The 18,936-nt window shown below is 50.1% G+C and carries 14 protein-coding genes; 8 read left to right on the top strand and 6 right to left on the bottom strand.

The features are described 5' to 3' along the window. Window position 1 precedes the first annotated feature (1 nt). From Q0P86_RS04105 to Q0P86_RS04095, 3 genes are all read left to right on the top strand, one after another. Window positions 2-1,204 carry a glycosyltransferase gene (locus Q0P86_RS04105; protein ID WP_295037646.1) on the top strand — a complete coding sequence of 401 codons (1,203 nt, stop codon included), beginning with the start codon at window positions 2-4 and terminating at the stop codon, window positions 1,202-1,204. Beyond that, window positions 1,201-1,518 carry a Dabb family protein gene (locus Q0P86_RS04100; RefSeq protein ID WP_290994224.1) on the top strand — a complete coding sequence of 106 codons (318 nt, stop codon included), beginning with the start codon at window positions 1,201-1,203 and terminating at the stop codon, window positions 1,516-1,518. Before Q0P86_RS04105 ends, Q0P86_RS04100 begins: the two co-directional genes overlap by 4 nt. A 66-nt stretch (window positions 1,519-1,584) precedes the next feature. Continuing rightward, window positions 1,585-3,609 carry an LTA synthase family protein gene (locus tag Q0P86_RS04095; RefSeq protein WP_295037644.1) on the top strand — a complete coding sequence of 675 codons (2,025 nt, stop codon included), beginning with the start codon at window positions 1,585-1,587 and terminating at the stop codon, window positions 3,607-3,609. A gap of 12 nt (window positions 3,610-3,621) precedes the next feature. Here Q0P86_RS04095 and Q0P86_RS04090 read toward each other — a convergent pair whose 3' ends face one another. Continuing rightward, a complete protein-coding gene (locus tag Q0P86_RS04090; RefSeq protein WP_291024197.1) occupies window positions 3,622-4,692 on the bottom strand; it encodes a glycosyltransferase family 4 protein in 1,071 nt (356 codons plus the stop codon). A gap of 64 nt (window positions 4,693-4,756) precedes the next feature. Between Q0P86_RS04090 and Q0P86_RS04085 the strand changes: the two genes are divergently transcribed. Both Q0P86_RS04085 and Q0P86_RS04080 read left to right on the top strand, forming a co-directional pair. Beyond that, window positions 4,757-7,342: an MMPL family transporter gene (locus tag Q0P86_RS04085; RefSeq protein WP_295037642.1), complete on the top strand. Its 2,586-nt coding sequence runs from the start codon at window positions 4,757-4,759 to the stop codon at window positions 7,340-7,342. A gap of 4 nt (window positions 7,343-7,346) precedes the next feature. Then, complete coding sequence (locus Q0P86_RS04080) at window positions 7,347-8,231, top strand: hypothetical protein (protein ID WP_295037640.1); 885 nt, start codon at window positions 7,347-7,349, stop codon at window positions 8,229-8,231. A 30-nt stretch (window positions 8,232-8,261) separates the two neighbouring features. On the opposite strand, the gene Q0P86_RS04075 is transcribed toward Q0P86_RS04080, so the two are convergent. The 5 genes from Q0P86_RS04075 to Q0P86_RS04055 are packed head-to-tail and all read right to left on the bottom strand — an operon-like array spanning window position 8,262 to window position 14,687. Continuing rightward, window positions 8,262-10,259 (bottom strand): sulfatase-like hydrolase/transferase, encoded by a 1,998-nt coding sequence (locus Q0P86_RS04075; RefSeq protein ID WP_294112322.1) that lies wholly within the window; start codon window positions 10,257-10,259, stop codon window positions 8,262-8,264. A gap of 21 nt (window positions 10,260-10,280) precedes the next feature. Next, a complete protein-coding gene (locus Q0P86_RS04070) occupies window positions 10,281-11,315 on the bottom strand; it encodes a hypothetical protein (protein WP_294112323.1) in 1,035 nt (344 codons plus the stop codon). Next, a complete protein-coding gene (locus tag Q0P86_RS04065; protein WP_295037637.1) occupies window positions 11,312-12,793 on the bottom strand; it encodes an oligosaccharide flippase family protein in 1,482 nt (493 codons plus the stop codon). The genes Q0P86_RS04070 and Q0P86_RS04065 overlap by 4 nt, the downstream gene beginning before the upstream one ends. Window positions 12,794-12,797: 4 nt before the next feature. Then, on the bottom strand, window positions 12,798-13,712 hold the full coding sequence (locus tag Q0P86_RS04060) for a hypothetical protein (RefSeq protein WP_294112325.1): 915 nt from the start codon (window positions 13,710-13,712) through the stop codon (window positions 12,798-12,800). After that, the gene (locus tag Q0P86_RS04055) at window positions 13,713-14,687 is read right to left on the bottom strand and encodes a hypothetical protein (protein ID WP_295037635.1); all 975 of its coding nucleotides are present in this window, start codon (window positions 14,685-14,687) and stop codon (window positions 13,713-13,715) included. 162 nt (window positions 14,688-14,849) lie between these two features. Here Q0P86_RS04055 and Q0P86_RS04050 point away from each other — a divergent pair, with 162 nt between their 5' ends. Genes Q0P86_RS04050 through Q0P86_RS04040 form a run of 3 tightly spaced genes read left to right on the top strand, consistent with a single transcriptional unit; the run spans window position 14,850 to window position 18,897 of the window. After that, window positions 14,850-15,344, top strand: coding sequence for a hypothetical protein (locus Q0P86_RS04050; protein ID WP_139257751.1), 495 nt, complete (start codon window positions 14,850-14,852; stop codon window positions 15,342-15,344). A gap of 8 nt (window positions 15,345-15,352) precedes the next feature. Then, complete coding sequence (locus Q0P86_RS04045; RefSeq protein ID WP_295037633.1) at window positions 15,353-17,242, top strand: UbiD family decarboxylase; 1,890 nt, start codon at window positions 15,353-15,355, stop codon at window positions 17,240-17,242. Next, a complete protein-coding gene (locus Q0P86_RS04040; protein WP_294113802.1) occupies window positions 17,239-18,897 on the top strand; it encodes a hypothetical protein in 1,659 nt (552 codons plus the stop codon). Before Q0P86_RS04045 ends, Q0P86_RS04040 begins: the two co-directional genes overlap by 4 nt. Window positions 18,898-18,936 lie beyond the last annotated feature (39 nt).

Below are 18,936 nucleotides of genomic sequence, written 5' to 3'. Positions count from 1 at the left end.
AATGTTTACCATCGTCGATTTCAACAATTTCTGGAGCCCCTCCGGCGGAGGCGTCCGACGGTACCACCTACAAAAGATGGCGTTTTACGAGAACCTATCTTCGGAAACAACAGACCAAGTTCTTTCCGTGTTCGTGATGCCGGATTCCAAGACCTATACCGAAAAAAGAAGCGAAAGCCTGATTATCGAACACGTCGAGGCATTTCGTTTTCCGGGTAAATGGGAATACCGCTTTATCTGGAAACCGTCACAAATCGAACCGATCCTTGCCAAATACAAGCCTCAAGTCATCGAAGTCGGTTCGCCCTACCTGCTCCCGACCGTGGTTCGCAGGGCCGCCAAAAAGATTGCCCCCGAAGCCGTCTTGCTGAGTTTTTGGCATGCGGATTTCCCGATTACCTACGTGCAGCGCCCTGTCACGAATAAGTTCGGCAAGGCACTCGGCAATCTGAGCAAGAACGTCGCTTTCTGGTACGCTCGTCAGGAATTCAGGCATTTCGACGGCATCCAGGTTTCCTGCAACGAAGTCTTGAAGCGGCTCGACAGGCACAAACTTCCGACAAGCCACTGGATTCCGCTCGGTTGCGACATCCAGATGTTCTCGCCCGCCAAGCGTGACGAAACTTTGGTTCAAGAACTGAAAGACGGCAAGCCCGACAGGCTTACCATCTTCTTCCCGCACCGGTTCTGCGAAGAAAAAGGAATTGAGCTTTTACTCGGCGCCTACCCCATTCTCTGCGAAAAGCTCGGATGCGAACCGGCACTCGTCTTTGCAGGCACGGGGCCGTACTTGCCTCAAGTGCAGGAAGCCGTTGAAAAATATCCGCACATCAAGTACGCGGGATTCATTTCGTCCATCGACGAAATGGCGAGGCATTACGCGAGTGTTGACCTGGGACTCGCCCTTTCAGGCTGGGAAACCTTCGGACTTTCGATTCTCGAAAGTATGGCCTGCGGCAATGCGCAGATCGGGGCCTCGACGGGAGCCGCTGCCGAACATATCCGCGAATCTGGAGCGGGAGTTGTCTTGAAGGAACGCACTCCACAGGCGCTCGCCGACGCCATCGTCGAACTATACCATTCCGACATGGCCACGATGAAACAGAACGCTCGCGCCTATGCCGAAAAATTCAGCTGGGCAGACTGTTTCAAGCGCCAGCTAGAACTTTACAAGCTCATTTACAACCAAAAGAGGAAAAAATGATTCGTCATATCGTATTCTGGAAATTGAAAGCCGAAGCCGAAGGCGCCACCGCCAAGGAAAACGGACAGAAAATGGTCGACGCCTTCCATGCGCTCGCCGGAAAAATCCCTGGCCTGTTGAGCATTGAATCGGGCCTGAATTTCAACAAGGCCGAAACCGGCAACGGTGATATCGAATACGACGTAGCCCTCGACACCACGTTCCACACCAAGGCTGCTCTCGACATCTACCAAAATCACCCCGAGCACCTGGCCATCGTATCCTTCGTCAAGAAGGTCGTGACCGAACGCCGCGCCGTCGACTTTGAATTTTAAGCAAGAAGATACAAGCTACTTAGGACGGCGCCTTGGGTGCCGACAGGATTCATCCACAGAAAACTTATGATGAAATCGATTGCATACTTACTGAAGGCCGTTGGGAAAGGTCTTGCCCCATTGCAAAATCTTGTACTTATTTCGCTTGCGGCGTGGTTTACGCACATCCTGCTCCGCGTAATGCTCCTGTTCCGAAGCAATCCCTACGGATTCCCGTTCGTATCGAAGCCGGACTGGTTCATTTTCCATGCGGTATGCATCGACTTAATGTGGATTGCGAATGCGCTCGTCGCATTCCTGATTCTTGGCGGAATCGCCCTGCGCATCGCGGGCGGTTCCAAGGGAATCGATAGCAATGGAACTGTCGGGACAAAGGGAAAAACGGTCGCAAAATTCACCACCGTTTTCTATGCGGTCTTCCACACCGTCATTCTTTTATTGACACTACTCGACAACGAAACGCAGCGGTTCCTGGGCGGGCACCTGACATTCGGTCTCGTGGACACCTACAAGGACACCTCTTCTATCATCGTGTTCTACGACTATGTGGCGAACGACCTGTCCGTACCCTACTTGCAGTTCGTCGTGCTTGCGCTGATGCTTCCGCTGACTTACGGAATCTACAAGCTACTTTGCAGATGGTATCGCCCTACCGAAGGTTTCTACATCAAGAAATCCGTCATTGCGATGCTCGTATTCTACATCGCCTCCTACTCGTATGTTTACTTTATATGGACAGGCAGTTCCCGTATGGATAAACTCCGTCCGGTTGTATCGCTGATTTACAACGACCTGTTCGCAACAAAAAGAGCCCCCGGACTTTCCGAAGCAGACTTGAGCGCCTACAAAACCGCCTATCAAAACCTGTGGCAACAAGTCGAAGGTGATTCCAACTGGACTTTCTCCGATGCCAAGGAAGGAAATGCTCTCCCGCTCTACCGTGTCCCTAGCGCAGAACTTGTGAACAGCGACAAACTTGCCGCCCAGCGCGAGATGAAGCCGAACTTCATCCTGGTCCTCATGGAATCCGAGCGGGGGCTCAACACGGGCTACATGAATCCACAAATTCAACCTAGCCCAACGCCCTTCATGGATTCACTCGCCGCCCATTCTCACGTGTGGATGCGCATGCATACGAGCGGAGTCCCCACAACAGGCGGAGTCCTTTCAACACATATCGGCATCCCCCACCATTCCCGCCTTCAGCAAGCCACCGACCTGGCCCATGTGACCCTACCGAGTTTTGTCTCGGTCCTCACCGAAAACGGCTACAGCACGCATTACATGTCGGCAGCGGACCCCGCCTGGGATAACTTGGGCGTGTGGATGGCAAAGTGGTACACCGCACAGCACTACAACCGCAATCGCGAGGATGACTCCACCTTCATGGACAATGCCATCGAATATGTGCGCGACACCCTCGCCAAAGAAGGCAAGCCCTTCCTCGCGACCCTCATGACCCGCTCCAACCATTACCCGTTCAACTTTGCGGCAGGTATGACCGACGAAGAAAAGAACCGACCGCTGCAGGAACGCATCAATGTGACCATGGGTTACGCCGACAGACAACTCGCCCGCTTTATCCGCGCCGTCGAAAACGAGGAATGGTACAAGAACACCTATGTCATCATCATGGCGGACCACGGATTCCCCCTGGGCGAAAACGGAGTTTCGACGATGAGCGGAGGCGGTTTTTCGAATATCAGCTGGATCCCGTTCTTTATTCACGGAAAAGGGCTGGACGCCGTTCGCGACACGACAACTGCAGCACAAATTGACATTGCGCCCACCATACTTGAACTTGCCGGACTTGCAGTACCGAACATTTTTATGGGACATAACTTGTTAAGAGGGGATAGCGCCGGGCTTTCCCTCGGGGCTTACTCGGGCGGATATGCGGCCATCGGGCTTAACGGCTATCGCCTTATCGCAAAGTTCCCCGCCAAGCAAGAAACTCATCTTTTCGCAGACGATGACTTGCGTCAAGAAAACGAACTCACGGGAAAACTTTCAGAAGTTGAAAGTCGCCTGTCGGGATTTCTTGACACTTTGCTCAAAATTTCAGATTACTCGCTCGAACACGGGCTTTAAATCTTAAGTGCGTTACCGGCGCTTCTGCAATTCTCCAAGAAGACGCATCCAGTTTTCCCCGATTTTACCCGGGGTGAAATCATGGGAACGCTTCCACCCGTTTTCTTGGACCTGCCTGCGGTAACCTTCGTCCTCGATCATTCTCGAAAGGGCGCTCGCCAGAGCCTCTTCGTTCTCGCACTCCACACATAAGCCTTGAGAATCGTCCTGGATGATTTCCCTCTGACGGCCCTTATAATCGCAGGCGATACAGGCTGCCCCCTGCGACATGGCTTCGATGAGAACCATACCGAAACCTTCGTAGCGGCTACTGAGAACGAATATCTCGGAATCACTGAAGAAATCCTTGATATCCAGATGGAATCCGGAAAGGACGACTCTATTTTCTAAGTGTTTTTCGGCAATAAGACCTTCCAAATACTGGCGCCCGGTTTCACCTTCGCCGGCAATTTCTACAACCCAGTCAGGATATTTTTCCTGGACTTTCGCCCATGCCTTGATGAGAATGTCAAAACCCTTGCAGTGCCAGATATTCAGACGCCCGGCAGCAAGAATTCGCTTTTTTCTGTTGACGCGGATCGATTCAGCAGGCTGCATCGAAAGGGGGTTCGGCATCACCTCCGTTCTCCGGAACTTCTTGACGACGATATCGTAGTCCGTTTTTGTCAAAACAGTAACGCAATCGTAAACGGCGTTGAAGTAGAACTTGAGAAGATACGGGAAAAGATGCCTTTGGGAATAAGGATTCTTTTCAAAGGAACTGTGGTCTGACGAAATGATGATTTTATGGAGTCCCAAGGCGGCCAGATAGGTGTAAAATGTAGAATCCGGCATTATTCCGATGATGATATCGGGATTTTCCTTTTTTATGGCTCGACGAAGGCTAAAAATCTTCAAGGGAAAATAATGACGGAAACAAGGGAGAATTTGAACGCTCTCTTCGATAGGATAAAAATCGGATATGTCGTTTCGTCCCTTGTTACTGACGAAAAAAATTGCGTGTCCCATTCGGGAAAACTGATTAGCGAGTTGTACCGCCACATTTTCCCCGCCACCGCGGGCGATTCGGTTAAGAACAATCATTATTTTCATAAAAGTAAATCTAGTAAAAACGAGTGTCCACGCCAATATTTTATATATTTTGTCTATGACTACAAAGAAATCCTTGCAAGAAAAATTTTCAGCATGGTACATTCCGCTGATCTGTAAGCATCAATTCAAAGCTCTGGCATTCTATTTCCTGCTTGCGGCACTATGTGCATTCCCCATCTTCGTTAAACCCGGCCTTCGATTGGACGCAGACCTTTCTCACTTGCTGCCCGACGAAACACCGAGCGTCATCGCCCTACAAGAATCCTACCAGCGTTTTGGTAGCACAGACCGTTTTACAATCGCCATTCAGAGCGAAGACCCTGAAATCGTGGCGGCAATGCAGGATTCCATCGAGAACTATATTCATTCCCGTTGGCAAGGCGACTTCGTCTCGACGCAAAAAGACGAAGACAACCAATTCTTCAAGGACAACGCCCTTCTTTATTTGCCCGTATTCCATTTGGAGCGCATCCGTAACAACCTGGAAGATCTTCAGTTGGAAATCGGCCGAAAGAACGGCCCACTCGTTGTAGACTTGTTAGGGGACGCTCCTGCGGAAACTACCGAAAAGAAAGAACGCATCTGGTTCGACGAAAACCTGCCGCAGGAGCTCGGCCTTCCAGACGAAGCCATTGGAGCTTTCGCCTCTTTCATTAAAAAAGCCAAGCTTGGTTCCGCACAGGACCAGAAAGATGAATGGCATCCGAAAGACCCTGTACCGGCCCACCTGAAATCACGTCTCATCGGTTGCCCGCACCCAGACAGCACGGGAAAAATCCTGTTCAACGGCGTTGTGAACGCAAAACTCATCAAGCCGTCTACGGATTACGAATTTGTCACCCACATTCTTGCACGCACGGATTCCCTACTCCAGCATTTCAACGGAAAAACTTTCGCCGTTCCCACCCGTTTCACCGTAGACGGTACATACGAAGGACTTAAGGAAGTTGACGAAGTCGCCAACGACAGTATATTCTCCTTTGGCATCAGTTTGGTTCTAATTATCCTTCTGACATCCTATTTCTTTAGAGGAATCAAGGGGCCGATTCTTGTAACCGCCTCCGTGCTGTACGCCTGCATTCCGACATTCGCTTTCACAGCCGTGTTCTACGGCAAGCTGAATCCGTTTACGGTCTTTGTGGCCTCCATCATCCTGGGAATTGGTATCGACTATTCCATCCACATGTTAGGAACCGCCCAGAAACTGCTGCGCGAGAAGGCCTCTCTGGAAGAAGTCCTTGAAGAAGCCCAAAAGCGTATGCTCAAGCCGTTTATCTTGGCAAGCTTCACCACTATCGCAGCATTCCTCACTTTGCTCGCAGCTCATTTCAAGGGATTCTACGAATTTGGCGTTGTAGCATCGGCAGGTGTTTTCTTCAGTATGCTCACATCCATCCTGGTGCTCCCTGTTTTCATCAAGTGCCTGGGAGGCATTCCCAAGGCTCCGGACAACAGTTTCTTCCCCAAAGCCTGGACAGAAGCCAAAATTTTCAAGTTCTTCAAGGTCGCCGCCATTATCGGCTTTGTTCTTGGCGCCATTTCCCTCTATTTTGCCCCGCAAGTGGATTTCGAGCACGACCTTAAGAACCTTCGCCGCGCCTCTACGGTCAAGACGGTTCAGCACAACAAGATTTCTACTAAAGTGACCCGTGCAAGCTACAAGGCCAAGACCTCTACGCCGGCCGCAGTCATGGGCTCCAAGATTTCGCAGCTTGACCGCCTCTACGACACGCTGATGTATCGCCTCAACGTGGAAAAGGATTCCATGTTGGGCAGCTTTATAACACTCAAGAGTTTCATTCCTCCCAAGGATTCGCAGGAAGCGCGTCTTGAAATCATCGAGGAAATCCGCGACCTGGTGGAGGCTCGCGTATTTGACCGAGCCGAAGGAGAAGATTCCGTCAACATTGCCAATTTAAGAAAACTGGCCATGGTCGAAAGGACCTTTGCGCCAGAAGATCTTCCCAGCTGGATTCTAGATATCGTTCGCGAAAAGGACGGATCCTACGGCAAGATTGGCTTTATCTACGGAGACTTCCCCAGCTGGGACGCAAAGGCGCTCCACCGTTTCCAGGAACGTTACGGGCACTGGAATTTTGACGGCGAAAAACTCCGCACCTTCTCGTCGCAGTTCATTCTTTCCGACGTCATTTCTTCCGTGAAAGAAGACAGCTTCAACTTGGCAATCGTAATCATTCTCGTCATTTTCGGCACACTTCTCATCTCGTTCAGAAAGCCGAAGATTTTCCTTGTAGGTTGCATTCCCTTCGGCATGGGAGTCCTTCTTACCTTAGGACTGCTCGGGTTCCTCAACGGAACATTTGAATACGGCAAGATCAGCATTTACAACGTCATCGTGATTCCCATGGCTCTGGGAATCGGCATAGACGCCACGATTCACCTGGTGACCGCCTGGAATTCCGACAAGACCATGACACTTCGCCGTTTAATGGATACAACGGCTCGAAACGTGATGGCCAGTTCCTTGACGACTATTGCCGGTTTCGTTGGATTCCTCTTTACCACCCACAAGGGATTGAAGGGAATCGGAGATCTCGCCTGCATGAGCATTTTCATTTTCCTGATTACAAGCGTTACATTCTCGATGTTCCTATGCGGCAAGATCCTTAAGAAGGAGTAGTCGCGTGAAGTTCATCGAGCTATACCGTAGCATTATGCAAGGTGTCTGGAACATCGGCTTTGTCGAAAACACCTTGGATGGAGTCATCGACGGCGAACCCTTGAAAATCAGGTGGCTGGAACATGAATGCAGGGACCGCTGGTTTGCCGACCCCTTCATTCTCGATGTTACGGACGACAAGATATACGTCTTGGTAGAAGAATACTACTACCCCCATAAACGGGGACGCCTTGCGATGCTCACGGTCGACAAAGCAAGCAACAAGCTCCTTAAAGTGGATACAATCCTGGAACTGGATTCGCATCTCAGCTTTCCAGCAATTATCCGCAGGGACGGCAAGATTCTCGTCTACCCTGAAAATTTCAAGGGTGGTGGCCTGAAACTATACGACTTGGATCTAGAAAAACCCGCCTTGGTAAACGCAAGGCCTATCAGCGATGCGCTCCTGACAGATGCAATCTATACGGAACTATTCAGCAAGAAGCAGATTTATTCTACGGAAATTCCTAATCCCAACGGTTCCACTTTAGGCGTGTACGAAACAGACGGCGCCGGAAAGTATGTCAAAGTGAAGGAATATCACTTTCCCGAAAAGATTGCCAGAAATGCCGGAGACTGGTTCGAGTACAAAGGAAAAAAATACCGCCCCGCCCAGGAAAGCAATACTGAATATGGTCACGGCATATCCTTCCAGCAAATCGAGGAAACGCCAGACGGCCTCGTATTCAAGGAATTGTGGAGAAAGTCATCTCCGCACCCGACGATGAAGGTCGCGTTCCATACATTCAACATGTACAAGGGAGTCATGGTCGTCGATTGCCGTGGCTACCGCTACAAGGTAGCTGCCGGCATAATCAACTTCTTTAGGCGCCTGTTCGTAAAAGAATAAATCAGAAAAACAACGCCCAAGGCCGCCACTCTACGGCATCATAATATCGTTGCGGAGGACGGAACGTACGGCTTTTGCCGCCCCGACAGCCCTCTTTTTCCATTCGAGGTCAGCAGTTTCTGTCGTTAGCGCATAAGGGCTTTCGCCACCAGCTGCGGCACGGTAAACATCCTCGTTTTCAAGGCCACCGACAAGCACATGGTCCCGGAATCCCAAGTAGTAGGAGTTCTGGGAAAAGAATACCGAAGGCTGTCCTGCGGGGCGTTCCTGAGTCAACAAGTCATACCCCCAAAAATGGTTCGGTTCGCGTACCTGCGCAAGGTCAAAAATCGTGGGTCCCAAATCCAGTTGCGAGGCCACATCTTCACGCACCGTAAGCCCGTTAAAGAGAGCTGAATCCGCCGAGAAAATTCCGATAAAAATCTGGGAAGCCGAAAGGCCTAGCGGTTGCGGTACTAGGTAATCCACCGAATCTACAGGGGTATCGTGGTCTCCCAAAATAAACACCACCGTGTTTTCAAAATCGGGACGGGTCGAAAGAGCTTCAAAGAATCGCCCAAGTTGCTTGTCGGTATAACGAACCGCATTACGATAACGCACCATGGCATCGTCAGGCTTTTCCGCAAAGGCTTCCGGATAGTTGTGGAACGGAATATGGGAGGAAATCGTATTGAAAACAAGCAACCAGGGGCTATCCGTCGACAGGCTTTTCAGCAGTTCCATAGCCCTATCCGCACCTAAACTATCAACAGTGCCTGCAACAGTCACCTCTTGAGGCAAGAACCAGTTCTTGCCGAAAAACTTTTCGATAAAGGGCAACGTGTGGTCAAAAATCGGGTTCGAGACCGTCATGTATTTCTTCTGGTAATTCGTCAGGTATTCCGGCCAGCCCTTAAACTTATTTGCGGCATAGAAACTGGGCACGTCGCGGTTCGGATGCGAGGGGAAACCCATATAGGTCGCCATCGTACCACGCACCGTGGGGTATCCACCACTATAGGCATTCTTGAACCAGAGTCCACCTCCAAGACTCTTTCCCGTAGAATCCTTAGCGAAATAACCTCCATTGGCCAATTTAAGGATATTGGGCGCTATGGCAGTATCGCCATCAAGCATCTTGTTAAAGACGCGTCCCTTGAGAGACTCGCCCATGATGAACACGATATTGTACGGCTTTTTCGCCTTATATCCGTGAGTCGGAGCGTTACGGTACATGGGGAAATCCAGGGCATTCTTGCGCCCCGCAACAAAATCCTCTGACAAAAACGCATCCAGGTCACCAACCAGCTCATCGGTGATTTTAGTATTGTCGTGGAAAAACTCAAAAGTTTCCACCGCCGCAATATGGAGTATCGGAGCCGTAAGCGTATGCTTGCCTAAGGTGAAACGCATTTCCACCTTCGTGTGAATCACCGGAATTTCAATCCACCCACGAGCACCCGTAAGGAACAGCACCAGGGGCGTCAGCGACAACGCCATACCGACCGCGAACATCATCAAGGGGATTTTTCTGGATTCCGGTTTCCAGGGGCCCTTGCTATTGTCGAGGACTTGCGTACGACGGCGCGCACGCAGACGAAGCGTGTACGCAACAACAAAGGCAATTCCCCCGGCAAAACAGAGTCCGACCATCGACAACCAAAGAACCGTTCCGAGTAAATCACCGCCCAGAGTCGAAATCGTGGTGGCATCGGTAATGTTCGAAATATGGAAATACGTACGCAGGAATGAATAGGAAAGACGCTGGTGCGAAAAGCGAAATACATCGTAATCCACAATCGCTACGAAGAAATACAGCGCATAGAAAACAGCTAGTCCGCGGGGCGCTCGGGCAAATCCAAAGAGGCCCGCCATGGCAAGGATGGCTCCAAACGCCATAAAAATCTGCCAAAGGGTTTTGCCTTCGAACATTTCGGACATCGAAAGTCCGAGCGGGTCGGGCAAGGTGTAGAAAAATTCCAACAGAACGCTCTGCACCAACAGGGCGACAAGCGCCAAAGCAAGGTAAGGATTTTTCAGCAAACGCACAAAGACTCCTTGAATATAAAACTAGCGAACGACTCGATTGTCCTTTCCCAGCAACGTTCCCAAAATTCTCAGCGGGAACACGAGGAACGGCATCTTCTTGTAAATCCACGCAAGCGACTTGGCGAAGGCGTAGCTGCGGATAATGTAGGCGCCTGCGGCTCCCACCTTGCGGGTCTGGAATTCAAATTCTTCCTTGGCGTGGGCAATCACATCGTCATAGTATTCGTTGATGGTAATGCTCTTGTCGGCATTGACCTTCACCGGAATGTTCTTAAGATTCGTGTAGAAATCCTTGCGCAAAATTTTCGGCAAGAACAGATCCATGCTGGCAGGCACCTTGTGGCCGCGGGTATCGATGATTCGCGAACCGAAGAAATGTAACACCTTCGCCGTCGGCAGGAACCTGTTGCCGTAAGCCAGCTGGCAGTTCCAGCCGCCAGGCATTTTCTTGGTGATGTAATTAAACTTGAAGTTCGTCTCGGCGAGGCTCGCCATATCGTAGGGGAAATTCTTGGACACGCAATAGAGCCAAAGTTCGTGCCAGGTTTCGAAGAACTTGCGGGCTTCGGGAGTGTCTGCCGCAAACATCACGCCCCCGTTAAAGATTTCGTCGTTCAGAATCGGCGAGAAGCCCATCATCTTCGCGTTATTCAAGATTTTCTTGCGGTTGATGGCCTTCGAAAGGTTAGTGTGGAAATCGAGCACCGCGTAAATGCCGCCCTTCCAGTCTTCGGGAATCGAAAGGTCTCCCACAATCGCGATGTCGGAATCCATATACAGGAAATCACCGTCAACCACGTTGCGCATCACCGTCTTCAAGTAGCGCGACCGCAACATCGGTGTGAATTTTTCATCAAGAGTCAACACCTTGAGTTCATCCACAGCGTCCTTCAAAACTGCGCGCGGGCCAACCAAGGTTTCCGCCGTCTTGTCGTCGGTCAGGAGAGTCACGAACGCGCCAGGGTTATGCACACGCAGCGAGGCGATTGCCACCAGCGTCTGTTCGCAGAAAAAATCCTTCGGGGAACTGGTCAGAACAAAAAGGTATTTGGTCATTTTTTCTTCCATGATTCTTTTTTCCCGATAAGCCCCTGCATCCAAAAAGTCAAAAGGAGCCCCATCAAGACAACAACATAAAAGATACTTTTTACAAGTAACGACGGGAAATAAACAAAATTAATTACATAATTAACGGCAACCAGCAACAGAATCCAAACGCCCTGCACGCAAAGGTTTCTCTGATAAGGCCAATATCCCATTTTTTTCAAATACAGGTTCATCCAGATGCACTGCATAATCTGATACGACATCGAAGATAACGCCGCACCCGCAATACCGAAAATAGGAATACAAATCCGGTTCATTACAACCGCCATCGCCAACGCGAACACGTTCATCAGCAACATAAACTTGCTTTTCCCCAGTCCATTGATAATGGAGCCCGAAAGGCCAAAGAATCCGTTAATCAGGTTTCCGGTAATCAAAATTCCAAGGGTCGCCACGGGATTTTCTTTCGTCACGAAAGCCTTACCGGCAATCATCATGGTCTGCTCGGGGAACAGTACGATGAAAAAGCCGATGGTCAGCTGGATCAAAGTAACCATCGAAACGCAGTAGCTAAAGACTGGTTTCAAGTCCGTTTTTAAACGTTCCCCCGACATTCCCGCCACAACAGGCTGCAGAATGGGATTGTAGCTCTGCCTGATAGTCTTTAGTCCATTCGAAATCGTCACCATGACAGCATAAATACCCGCAGTTTCGGGTCCCAGCAAGGCAAGTACCATCCACAAGTCCACGCGAAGCAGGAATGTGGACACCGCTTCCGAAAAGCCCAACGGGAGCGAAAAGGAGAGCAACTCCCGAGGAACCCGTTTCTTGATAAACCATTTGATTTGAGGGAACTGCCGATTAATCAAGACGAAATAAATGATCACCCCCAACAAATTGGCCACAAAGAAACCAACGGGCAGGGCAAATTTATCTTGAAAGCCTGCAAAGTACAGGACAACCGCAATAAACGGCGCCAAGGCCATAATGGCAAAATCGTTTATAAAAATTTTATACTGCGGATGACGATTGCCTTCGGACGCTCCGGCGAACATATTGAGCATGGTATAGGGAATCACCGAAAGCGCATACAAGGATATTTCGGCAGACGACAGCATCGCAAGCCCCGAGGAAATCGTCTGAAGATTGAAAAAGGAACCGACCCAGAGTACAACCGAGAACAGGCTCGCAATAAAGACCGCCACCCAAAACGACTCCACCAATCCCTCGTGCAGGGGGCGCCCGCAGACATTGTTTTGGGGCAGATACCGGTGCAGCCCCTTGTCAAGTCCCAGAACGGCAACACGACACAAAGTCAGTACAAAAAGTTGTGTAGAGACGTAAGTTCCAAAAATTTCCTTTCCAAAAACACGCGCGACAACAATCATCAGCACAGGGCCGGCAACCTTAAGAAGCGTGCCGACAATAGTAAACACCGTGCTTTTTACGAGAAATTTCTGGTCATTTTGAATTGAACTAGAAGGCATTATACTAATTTAAAAAATTTTCACGAAGCCATTGGTTTACTTCGTACCGGCAAACAAGCGATTCATCAATCTTTTTATAAGGGAGCGCCATAAATTCGTCCAACCCGCTCAAATCATCATCCTCGATCACGTAGATATTCGCAGGGTCGTAAAAATCAAAATTCTTGACTGTAGGACAATTCGTAATCAGCTTTTTCTCCAGGAACAAGGCGTCAAACGGTCTCAGCGTCAACCCCTGCTGTTCCGGCGACATCACATCTACGATGCATTTCGATTGCGCAGACAAATTTATATTCTCGTAATTCGATACATAATCTGCCTTGCTTTCCACAAGCTTAAAATGAGTGGAATAACCTCTCGCCTGCAGGCATTTTTCTAGGCTCTCTATAAACGAACGGCGATCCTTCGGAGCCCCTATAAAATAGAAGTCCCACTTTACCTTTTGCTGGACAGGCAACCTGCGGTTCACATTTCGGATTCGCGACAACCCGTATTTTTGCGCATCGGCCGGATCAAACGTAAAAAAAGCGAAGCCCCTGGACTTCAAATAATCCAGCTGCCGCTTTAAATAATCACAGTCATCACTCCAACGGGAAAGCGGATTCCAGAAAAAGACATTCCTTGATTTATCCTTTCCCAGCATACGGTTTAGCATGCGGTATTCTTCAAAATAGCAACAGTCCCAAAACAGCACCTTGTCAGCGGATTTTTTCAGAGCTTCACGGGTTTGATCCGTATAACGGAAATAGTACGCCAGCCCATAAAGGCGCAAAGCGAGAAAGATTCCGTACAAGGCGTAACTCAGGCGATCTTTTTTGAGTTCAAGCGCAATCACCTGCGCGTCACGCAAATTCACGCCATCAACCACAAACGCGGCCGCCCGGAATTTCCGTCTGTAAAGAATAGACAACTTAGGCATCTATTTTTCCCGGGCAAATCCGTTTTTTAGGCAATGCAGAATCTTGAAAAGGCGCGGAAACTGGCGATAAATAAAGAACAGCGGGAATTTTGCAGATACATCGAGCTTTTCCGGAGCCCCAACAAACGCCGTCCTTGCGTTATAGACAATCTGGAGTTTTTCTTCGTTCACCTTCTGTTCTTCCTTGATCTGCATGAAGAAATCCTTTCTCATCAGCGGGTGCGGTTCCCTTTTCCCATCAATTCCCGAACCGAAAAAATGAACAATCTTGGCCGAACAGAGTATCGGGTAAATATCCTTGACGCGATGCAAGTGATTATAGGCCTCGCGAACTTGGCAATTCCATTCTCCCGGCAGTTCCTTCATCGGAAAACCGAGCAACTGGTTTGTCTCGTTAAGGGAAATCTGATCCGTGTAAACGCCCTTCGTGTTGCAATATTGGTACAACTCGTGCCATTTGTTGAAGAATTCCCTGGCCTTGGCCGTATCGCGGGCAAAGATAACCCCTCCATTGAAAAACACTTCCGCCAGCGAAAGCGAAAATCCAAGAATGCGCTTGTTCCTGTTGTCGCCTTTATGCTTGATATGGTAAGGGTCGTTTTTATGGGAATGCAAATCAGGAATGCCGCCGACATCGCAAGAGTCATCGACTTCAACTTCCAACTTGTCAACGAAAGCCGTGTCTCCGTCAAGATAAAGAAAATCGCCTTCGAGCAGATTTCTCATGTTCGTCTTTAGCAAGCGCGACCGGGCCAAGCCTCCGATTTTTTCGTCAAACATGATGACCTTGTATTCGTTTACCAGGTCCTTGATTCCGGCACGGAACCCGACCAGGCTTTTGTCGGTCTTGTCATCGACCAATAGCGATACAAAAGCGTCGGGATTGTAATGGCGAAGGGATATCACGGAAACAAGAGTTTGTTCACAATAGATATCTTTCTCGTTACTCACCAGAATATACAAGAACTTCACCATAAGACTTTCCTTCTTTTACAAAACTTGTTTAAAATTTAGAAATTCTTGCTTCGAAAAACACAACCTCCCCTAGAGGTCGAGTCGAAGTATCCCGCAACAAAAAATCACAAAAAAATCATCCGCATTGTCCATTCCATACTTTTTTTTCTAAATTATCGGCATATGGTTCAATTTAGTCAGACTTCATGGCAGGAATACACTCTAGCGAACATGCTCGAGACGATGCGATATGCACCCATGAACGTGACTATCGAAAAGAATCCCGTCATCCATTACACGCTGCCCAAGGCACTCGAAGCGGGCGAAATCGTCCGTTACGCGGTCGTTGTCGGATTCAGGAAAATCAGCTGGACCGGAAAGATCAGCTCCATCAACAACGGAAAGATCTTGGTGAGGCTTGACAAGGGCCCCTTCCGCGGATTTAACGCCAGCCACGAATTCACCGACGAAGGCAACCTGACCGGTTGCTACGATGAATTCTCTTTCCAGGGTTTTAGCGATTTCCCCGAAGAAACGTTTGCCAAGGTAATGGCAAGCGCCTCCATTGTTTACGCCGTCGCAAGCCGCAAGGATACGCGTGATGCACTTCTTGCGATCGAAAGCAAGAAGCAGACTCAAGGATTTTCCGCTATCCATCAATCCGCAACCGCCGGATAAGGTTGTCCATGTACAAAGACCTGGAACAGGCACTGCTCGACTTGGAAAAAGCAGGCATGCTCAAGCGTGTCTACCAAGAGGTGGACCCGTTCCTGGAAATGGCCGAAATGGCCCGACAGGCATTCGAAAATCACGGTCCTGCACTCCTTTTTGAACATGTCAAGGGGAGCCCCTTCCGTGCCGCATGCAACATCTTCGGAACGCAGGAACGGCTTGATTTTTTGTTCCGCAAGACCCTTGCCGGGACACAGACAGCGGTTCTTTTCAAGTCAAATCCTGTCGAATTCTTTAAACATGCCCGTCCGATAGCCCTTTGTCGGGCAGCCCTAACGGGGCTCCATTCGCTTCCCCATAAAAGCGGAAGCATCGGGAACTTTAGAGAGTGCAAACTTTCGGATTTACCGCAGATAGTCTGCTGGCCCCACGACGGAGGCGCCTTCCTTACGCTCCCGCAGGTGGCAACGCGTCCGGCAGAAGATGCAAGCGTCATGACCACAAATCTGGGAATGTACCGCGTACAGATATCCGGAAACGACTACGCCTCAAACGAATGCGGTCTACATTACCAAATCAAGCGGGACATCGCCAGGCACCACCAGAAGGCTATAGAAGAAGGGCGCCCCCTCAAGGTGAGCATCTTTATCGGAGGCCCCCCGGCCCATACGGTTGCCGCGGTCATGCCCATGCCCGAAAACTTGAGTGAGCTCCTTTTCGCGGGAATGCTCGGCGGGCACCGATTCCGATACTTTATCCACAACGGTCACCTCGTTTCCAGCGACGCGGACTTTTGCATTCTCGGCGAAGTCCAGCCCGACTTGAAACCGGAAGGACCTTTCGGCGACCACATCGGCTACTATTCGGACAAGCATCTTTTCCCTTACTTAAAGGTGGAAAAAGTTCTCTGCAAGAAGAACGCGATCTACCCCTTCACGGTTGTCGGGCGCCCCCCGCAGGAAGACACCCTGTTCGGAAATTTCATCCACCAGGTGACCAAGCCGATGGTGCCCGCCTCGATTCCCGGCCTCGCGGCACTCCACGCCGTTGACGAAGCTGGCGTGCATCCTTTATGTCTCGCCCTGGCTCATGAGCGATTCCTGCCCTACATAAAACCCGAAGAACGCGAGCCGCTCGAATTGCTTAAAACGGCGAACGCCATTCTGGGATTCAACCAGGCAAGTCTCAGCAAGTACTTGCTGATTGCAGCCGCCGAAGATTTCGCCGACAGCGAGGGCAAGCCCTCCCCGACGGAGATCGTACGCGATGTGGAAGGGTTCTTCAAGCATGTGCTGGAGCGGGTCAACTTTTCCCGCGACCTGCATTTTGAGACCTGCACCAGCATCGACACGCTCGACTACACCGGCGGCAGGCTCAATCACGGTTCCAAGCTCACGATCGCCGCGGCGGGCCCTGTACGCAGAAACCTGCGACACGACCCGCAGGACATTCAAGCCCTCCGCGAAGCACTTTCACCGGTGGGAATCGCCGGTGCGGCGAGCCCCATGCCAGGCGTCATCATGCTGCAAGGGCCCGCCTACGACGCCACTAGCCGCGACATCCTCTTCCATCAAATCACCGAAGCACTCGGCCGCTGGCCTTTCCGCGAAAACTACCCGTGGATTACCCTGGTCGATTCAGCAACAGACACATTCCCAAGCGGAGCCACCCAAAGTACCCTACGTGATTTCCTGTGGTTCACCTTCACGCGCTCGGACCCTGCCAAGGATGTATTCGGCTACAATGAGCGCACATGCGAAAAACACTGGAAATGCGACGCCCCGATAATAATTGACGCCCGCATCAAGCCGCACCACCAAAAAGCATTGACACTCCCCGATGACATCCGCAACCGAGCAAGGCAAATTCTTATAGAAGAAAATATCTTTCCGGAGTATCGATGAAAAAGAGCGTCCTCGCCATTCTTCTATTTCTGCTCTGTTCCACTACGACCGCCATTGCGCAGCATGCCTGCGGTACGGCGCAAGTTCTCCGCAACCTTCTGGAACAAAGAAATGGTTCGCCCATCAAGGAGCTTGTTTCAAAGCCCACCCTGGCATTAACCTCCAGCGACGCCTGCACGATTGAAGACTACTACGACGAAATCCTGACGCAAACATCGGAACACTTCCAGATTTTCTACACCCTCGACGGACCGCATAAGGCCACCCAGGAATACATTGATTCGCTCTCCAAGCACCTCGAGTACGCATGGAATTTTCACGTCAAGAAAACGGGAATGCTTCCACCCCTAGGAATAAGCAAGAGTTTCCATTACCAACAGGATGTCTTTCCCGGTCTCTATCCCGTTGAAGTCTTAGATATCGATCTCATTCGCGACTCCAAATCTTTATTCGGAGCAAACGGTGCATGCCACGGTTGCTACGGCTTGACGATTCCTTTCGATTCCACCCAAAGCACCCTTATCATCGACAACGATTTTCGCTGTACACCTCGAAGCAATGCCACCAAGGCCTCAGTCCACTACAACGGCAAGGAATGTTTTTACGAAGAAGCTACACAGGACTTGACGAATTCAGCTCACGGCTACTCCTACTCCACCGAATGGAACCAGGGACTTCGCGTTACGGCGGCACACGAACTCTATCACGCCATCCAGCTCCGTTTCCTCGATTTTCAGAAACTTTATAAAATACCTTTCTGGTTTGAAGCATCCGCAATGGGAATCGAAGAAGTCGTAGCTCCCGATGTCGATGACTACTTCAACTACCTTTCGAAATTTTCCAACTCCATCGGAATCTCTTTCGACAACCTGAGCGAAGACTACGGTCCCGGACTTTTTTTCATGTATCTCTACAAATTTGTCGACAAAGGCTTCGACAAATCAATCTGGGAAAGTTTTTCTAGCGAACCCAGCAAACCGTTCCAGCACCACCTCGCAAAATACACGAAAAAACATAAGCTCTCCGCGGACTCCCTTTTCCACAGCTTCGCCGTGAAACTTTCATTTACCGGGAGTCGCGCTCCCCTCGTAGATTCCAACTTCTGGATAAATAACGACCAGCCGCGATGGCCCGAATTCAAGACCGTTGAACAAGCTGGTGATTTCGAGCCGTATTCGCTAAACGAACTCTCATACCGATTCTATTCCAACGGAAAGCCCGATCTTTCCAAATTTACAGGAAAATCCTCGGCGGTTTCCATCAGCGACAACCGATATTCCCTCCGATTTCTGCCCAATACAAACAGCGTTGATTCCGTCTACATAGAATCTACAAGTTCCTCCGCCGATTCCATCATTTGGATTCTGAGCAGGTTTACCGAAGTAGATCCGATTCCTACTGTTTTCAAGGATTCCACACTTCGCGCTTTCCCTACGCCATGGCGTCACGGCCACCTGTGCTTTACGCCGCTTCCGCAAGACAAAGAATACATCGAAATCCGCAACCGCCGTGGAAACCTCGTTGAAAAAATCAAGTACGACAACTACACGCTTTGCCTTGACGAGAATAAGGTAAAATCGCTTATGGTTCCAGGAGTCTATCGATTCAGGGCCGGCAATAGCGGCAAACTGAAAGATTTTATCGTCATTTACTAGGCGCAAACCCATCGGTGCCATAAGGCCGAAAGTAGGCAA

The sequence above is a fragment of the uncultured Fibrobacter sp. genome, assembly GCF_946062555.1.
Classification (GTDB): domain Bacteria; phylum Fibrobacterota; class Fibrobacteria; order Fibrobacterales; family Fibrobacteraceae; genus Fibrobacter.
The sequence above is the reverse complement of the archived record's forward strand: the minus strand, read 5'-3'. Positions and strand labels throughout refer to the sequence as shown.

Coding starts and splice junctions, on each gene's coding strand:
- Q0P86_RS04085 (WP_295037642.1), top strand. CDS start 4,757: ATGACTACAAAGAAATCCTTGCAAGAAAAATTTTCAGCATGGTACATT.
- Q0P86_RS04040 (WP_294113802.1), top strand. CDS start 17,239: ATGAAAAAGAGCGTCCTCGCCATTCTTCTATTTCTGCTCTGTTCCACT.
- Q0P86_RS04090 (WP_291024197.1), bottom strand. CDS start 4,692: ATGATTGTTCTTAACCGAATCGCCCGCGGTGGCGGGGAAAATGTGGCG.
- Q0P86_RS04055 (WP_295037635.1), bottom strand. CDS start 14,687: ATGGTGAAGTTCTTGTATATTCTGGTGAGTAACGAGAAAGATATCTAT.
- Q0P86_RS04060 (WP_294112325.1), bottom strand. CDS start 13,712: ATGCCTAAGTTGTCTATTCTTTACAGACGGAAATTCCGGGCGGCCGCG.
- Q0P86_RS04050 (WP_139257751.1), top strand. CDS start 14,850: ATGGTTCAATTTAGTCAGACTTCATGGCAGGAATACACTCTAGCGAAC.
- Q0P86_RS04045 (WP_295037633.1), top strand. CDS start 15,353: ATGTACAAAGACCTGGAACAGGCACTGCTCGACTTGGAAAAAGCAGGC.
- Q0P86_RS04070 (WP_294112323.1), bottom strand. CDS start 11,315: ATGACCAAATACCTTTTTGTTCTGACCAGTTCCCCGAAGGATTTTTTC.
- Q0P86_RS04065 (WP_295037637.1), bottom strand. CDS start 12,793: ATGCCTTCTAGTTCAATTCAAAATGACCAGAAATTTCTCGTAAAAAGC.
- Q0P86_RS04095 (WP_295037644.1), top strand. CDS start 1,585: ATGATGAAATCGATTGCATACTTACTGAAGGCCGTTGGGAAAGGTCTT.
- Q0P86_RS04105 (WP_295037646.1), top strand. CDS start 2: ATGTTTACCATCGTCGATTTCAACAATTTCTGGAGCCCCTCCGGCGGA.
- Q0P86_RS04100 (WP_290994224.1), top strand. CDS start 1,201: ATGATTCGTCATATCGTATTCTGGAAATTGAAAGCCGAAGCCGAAGGC.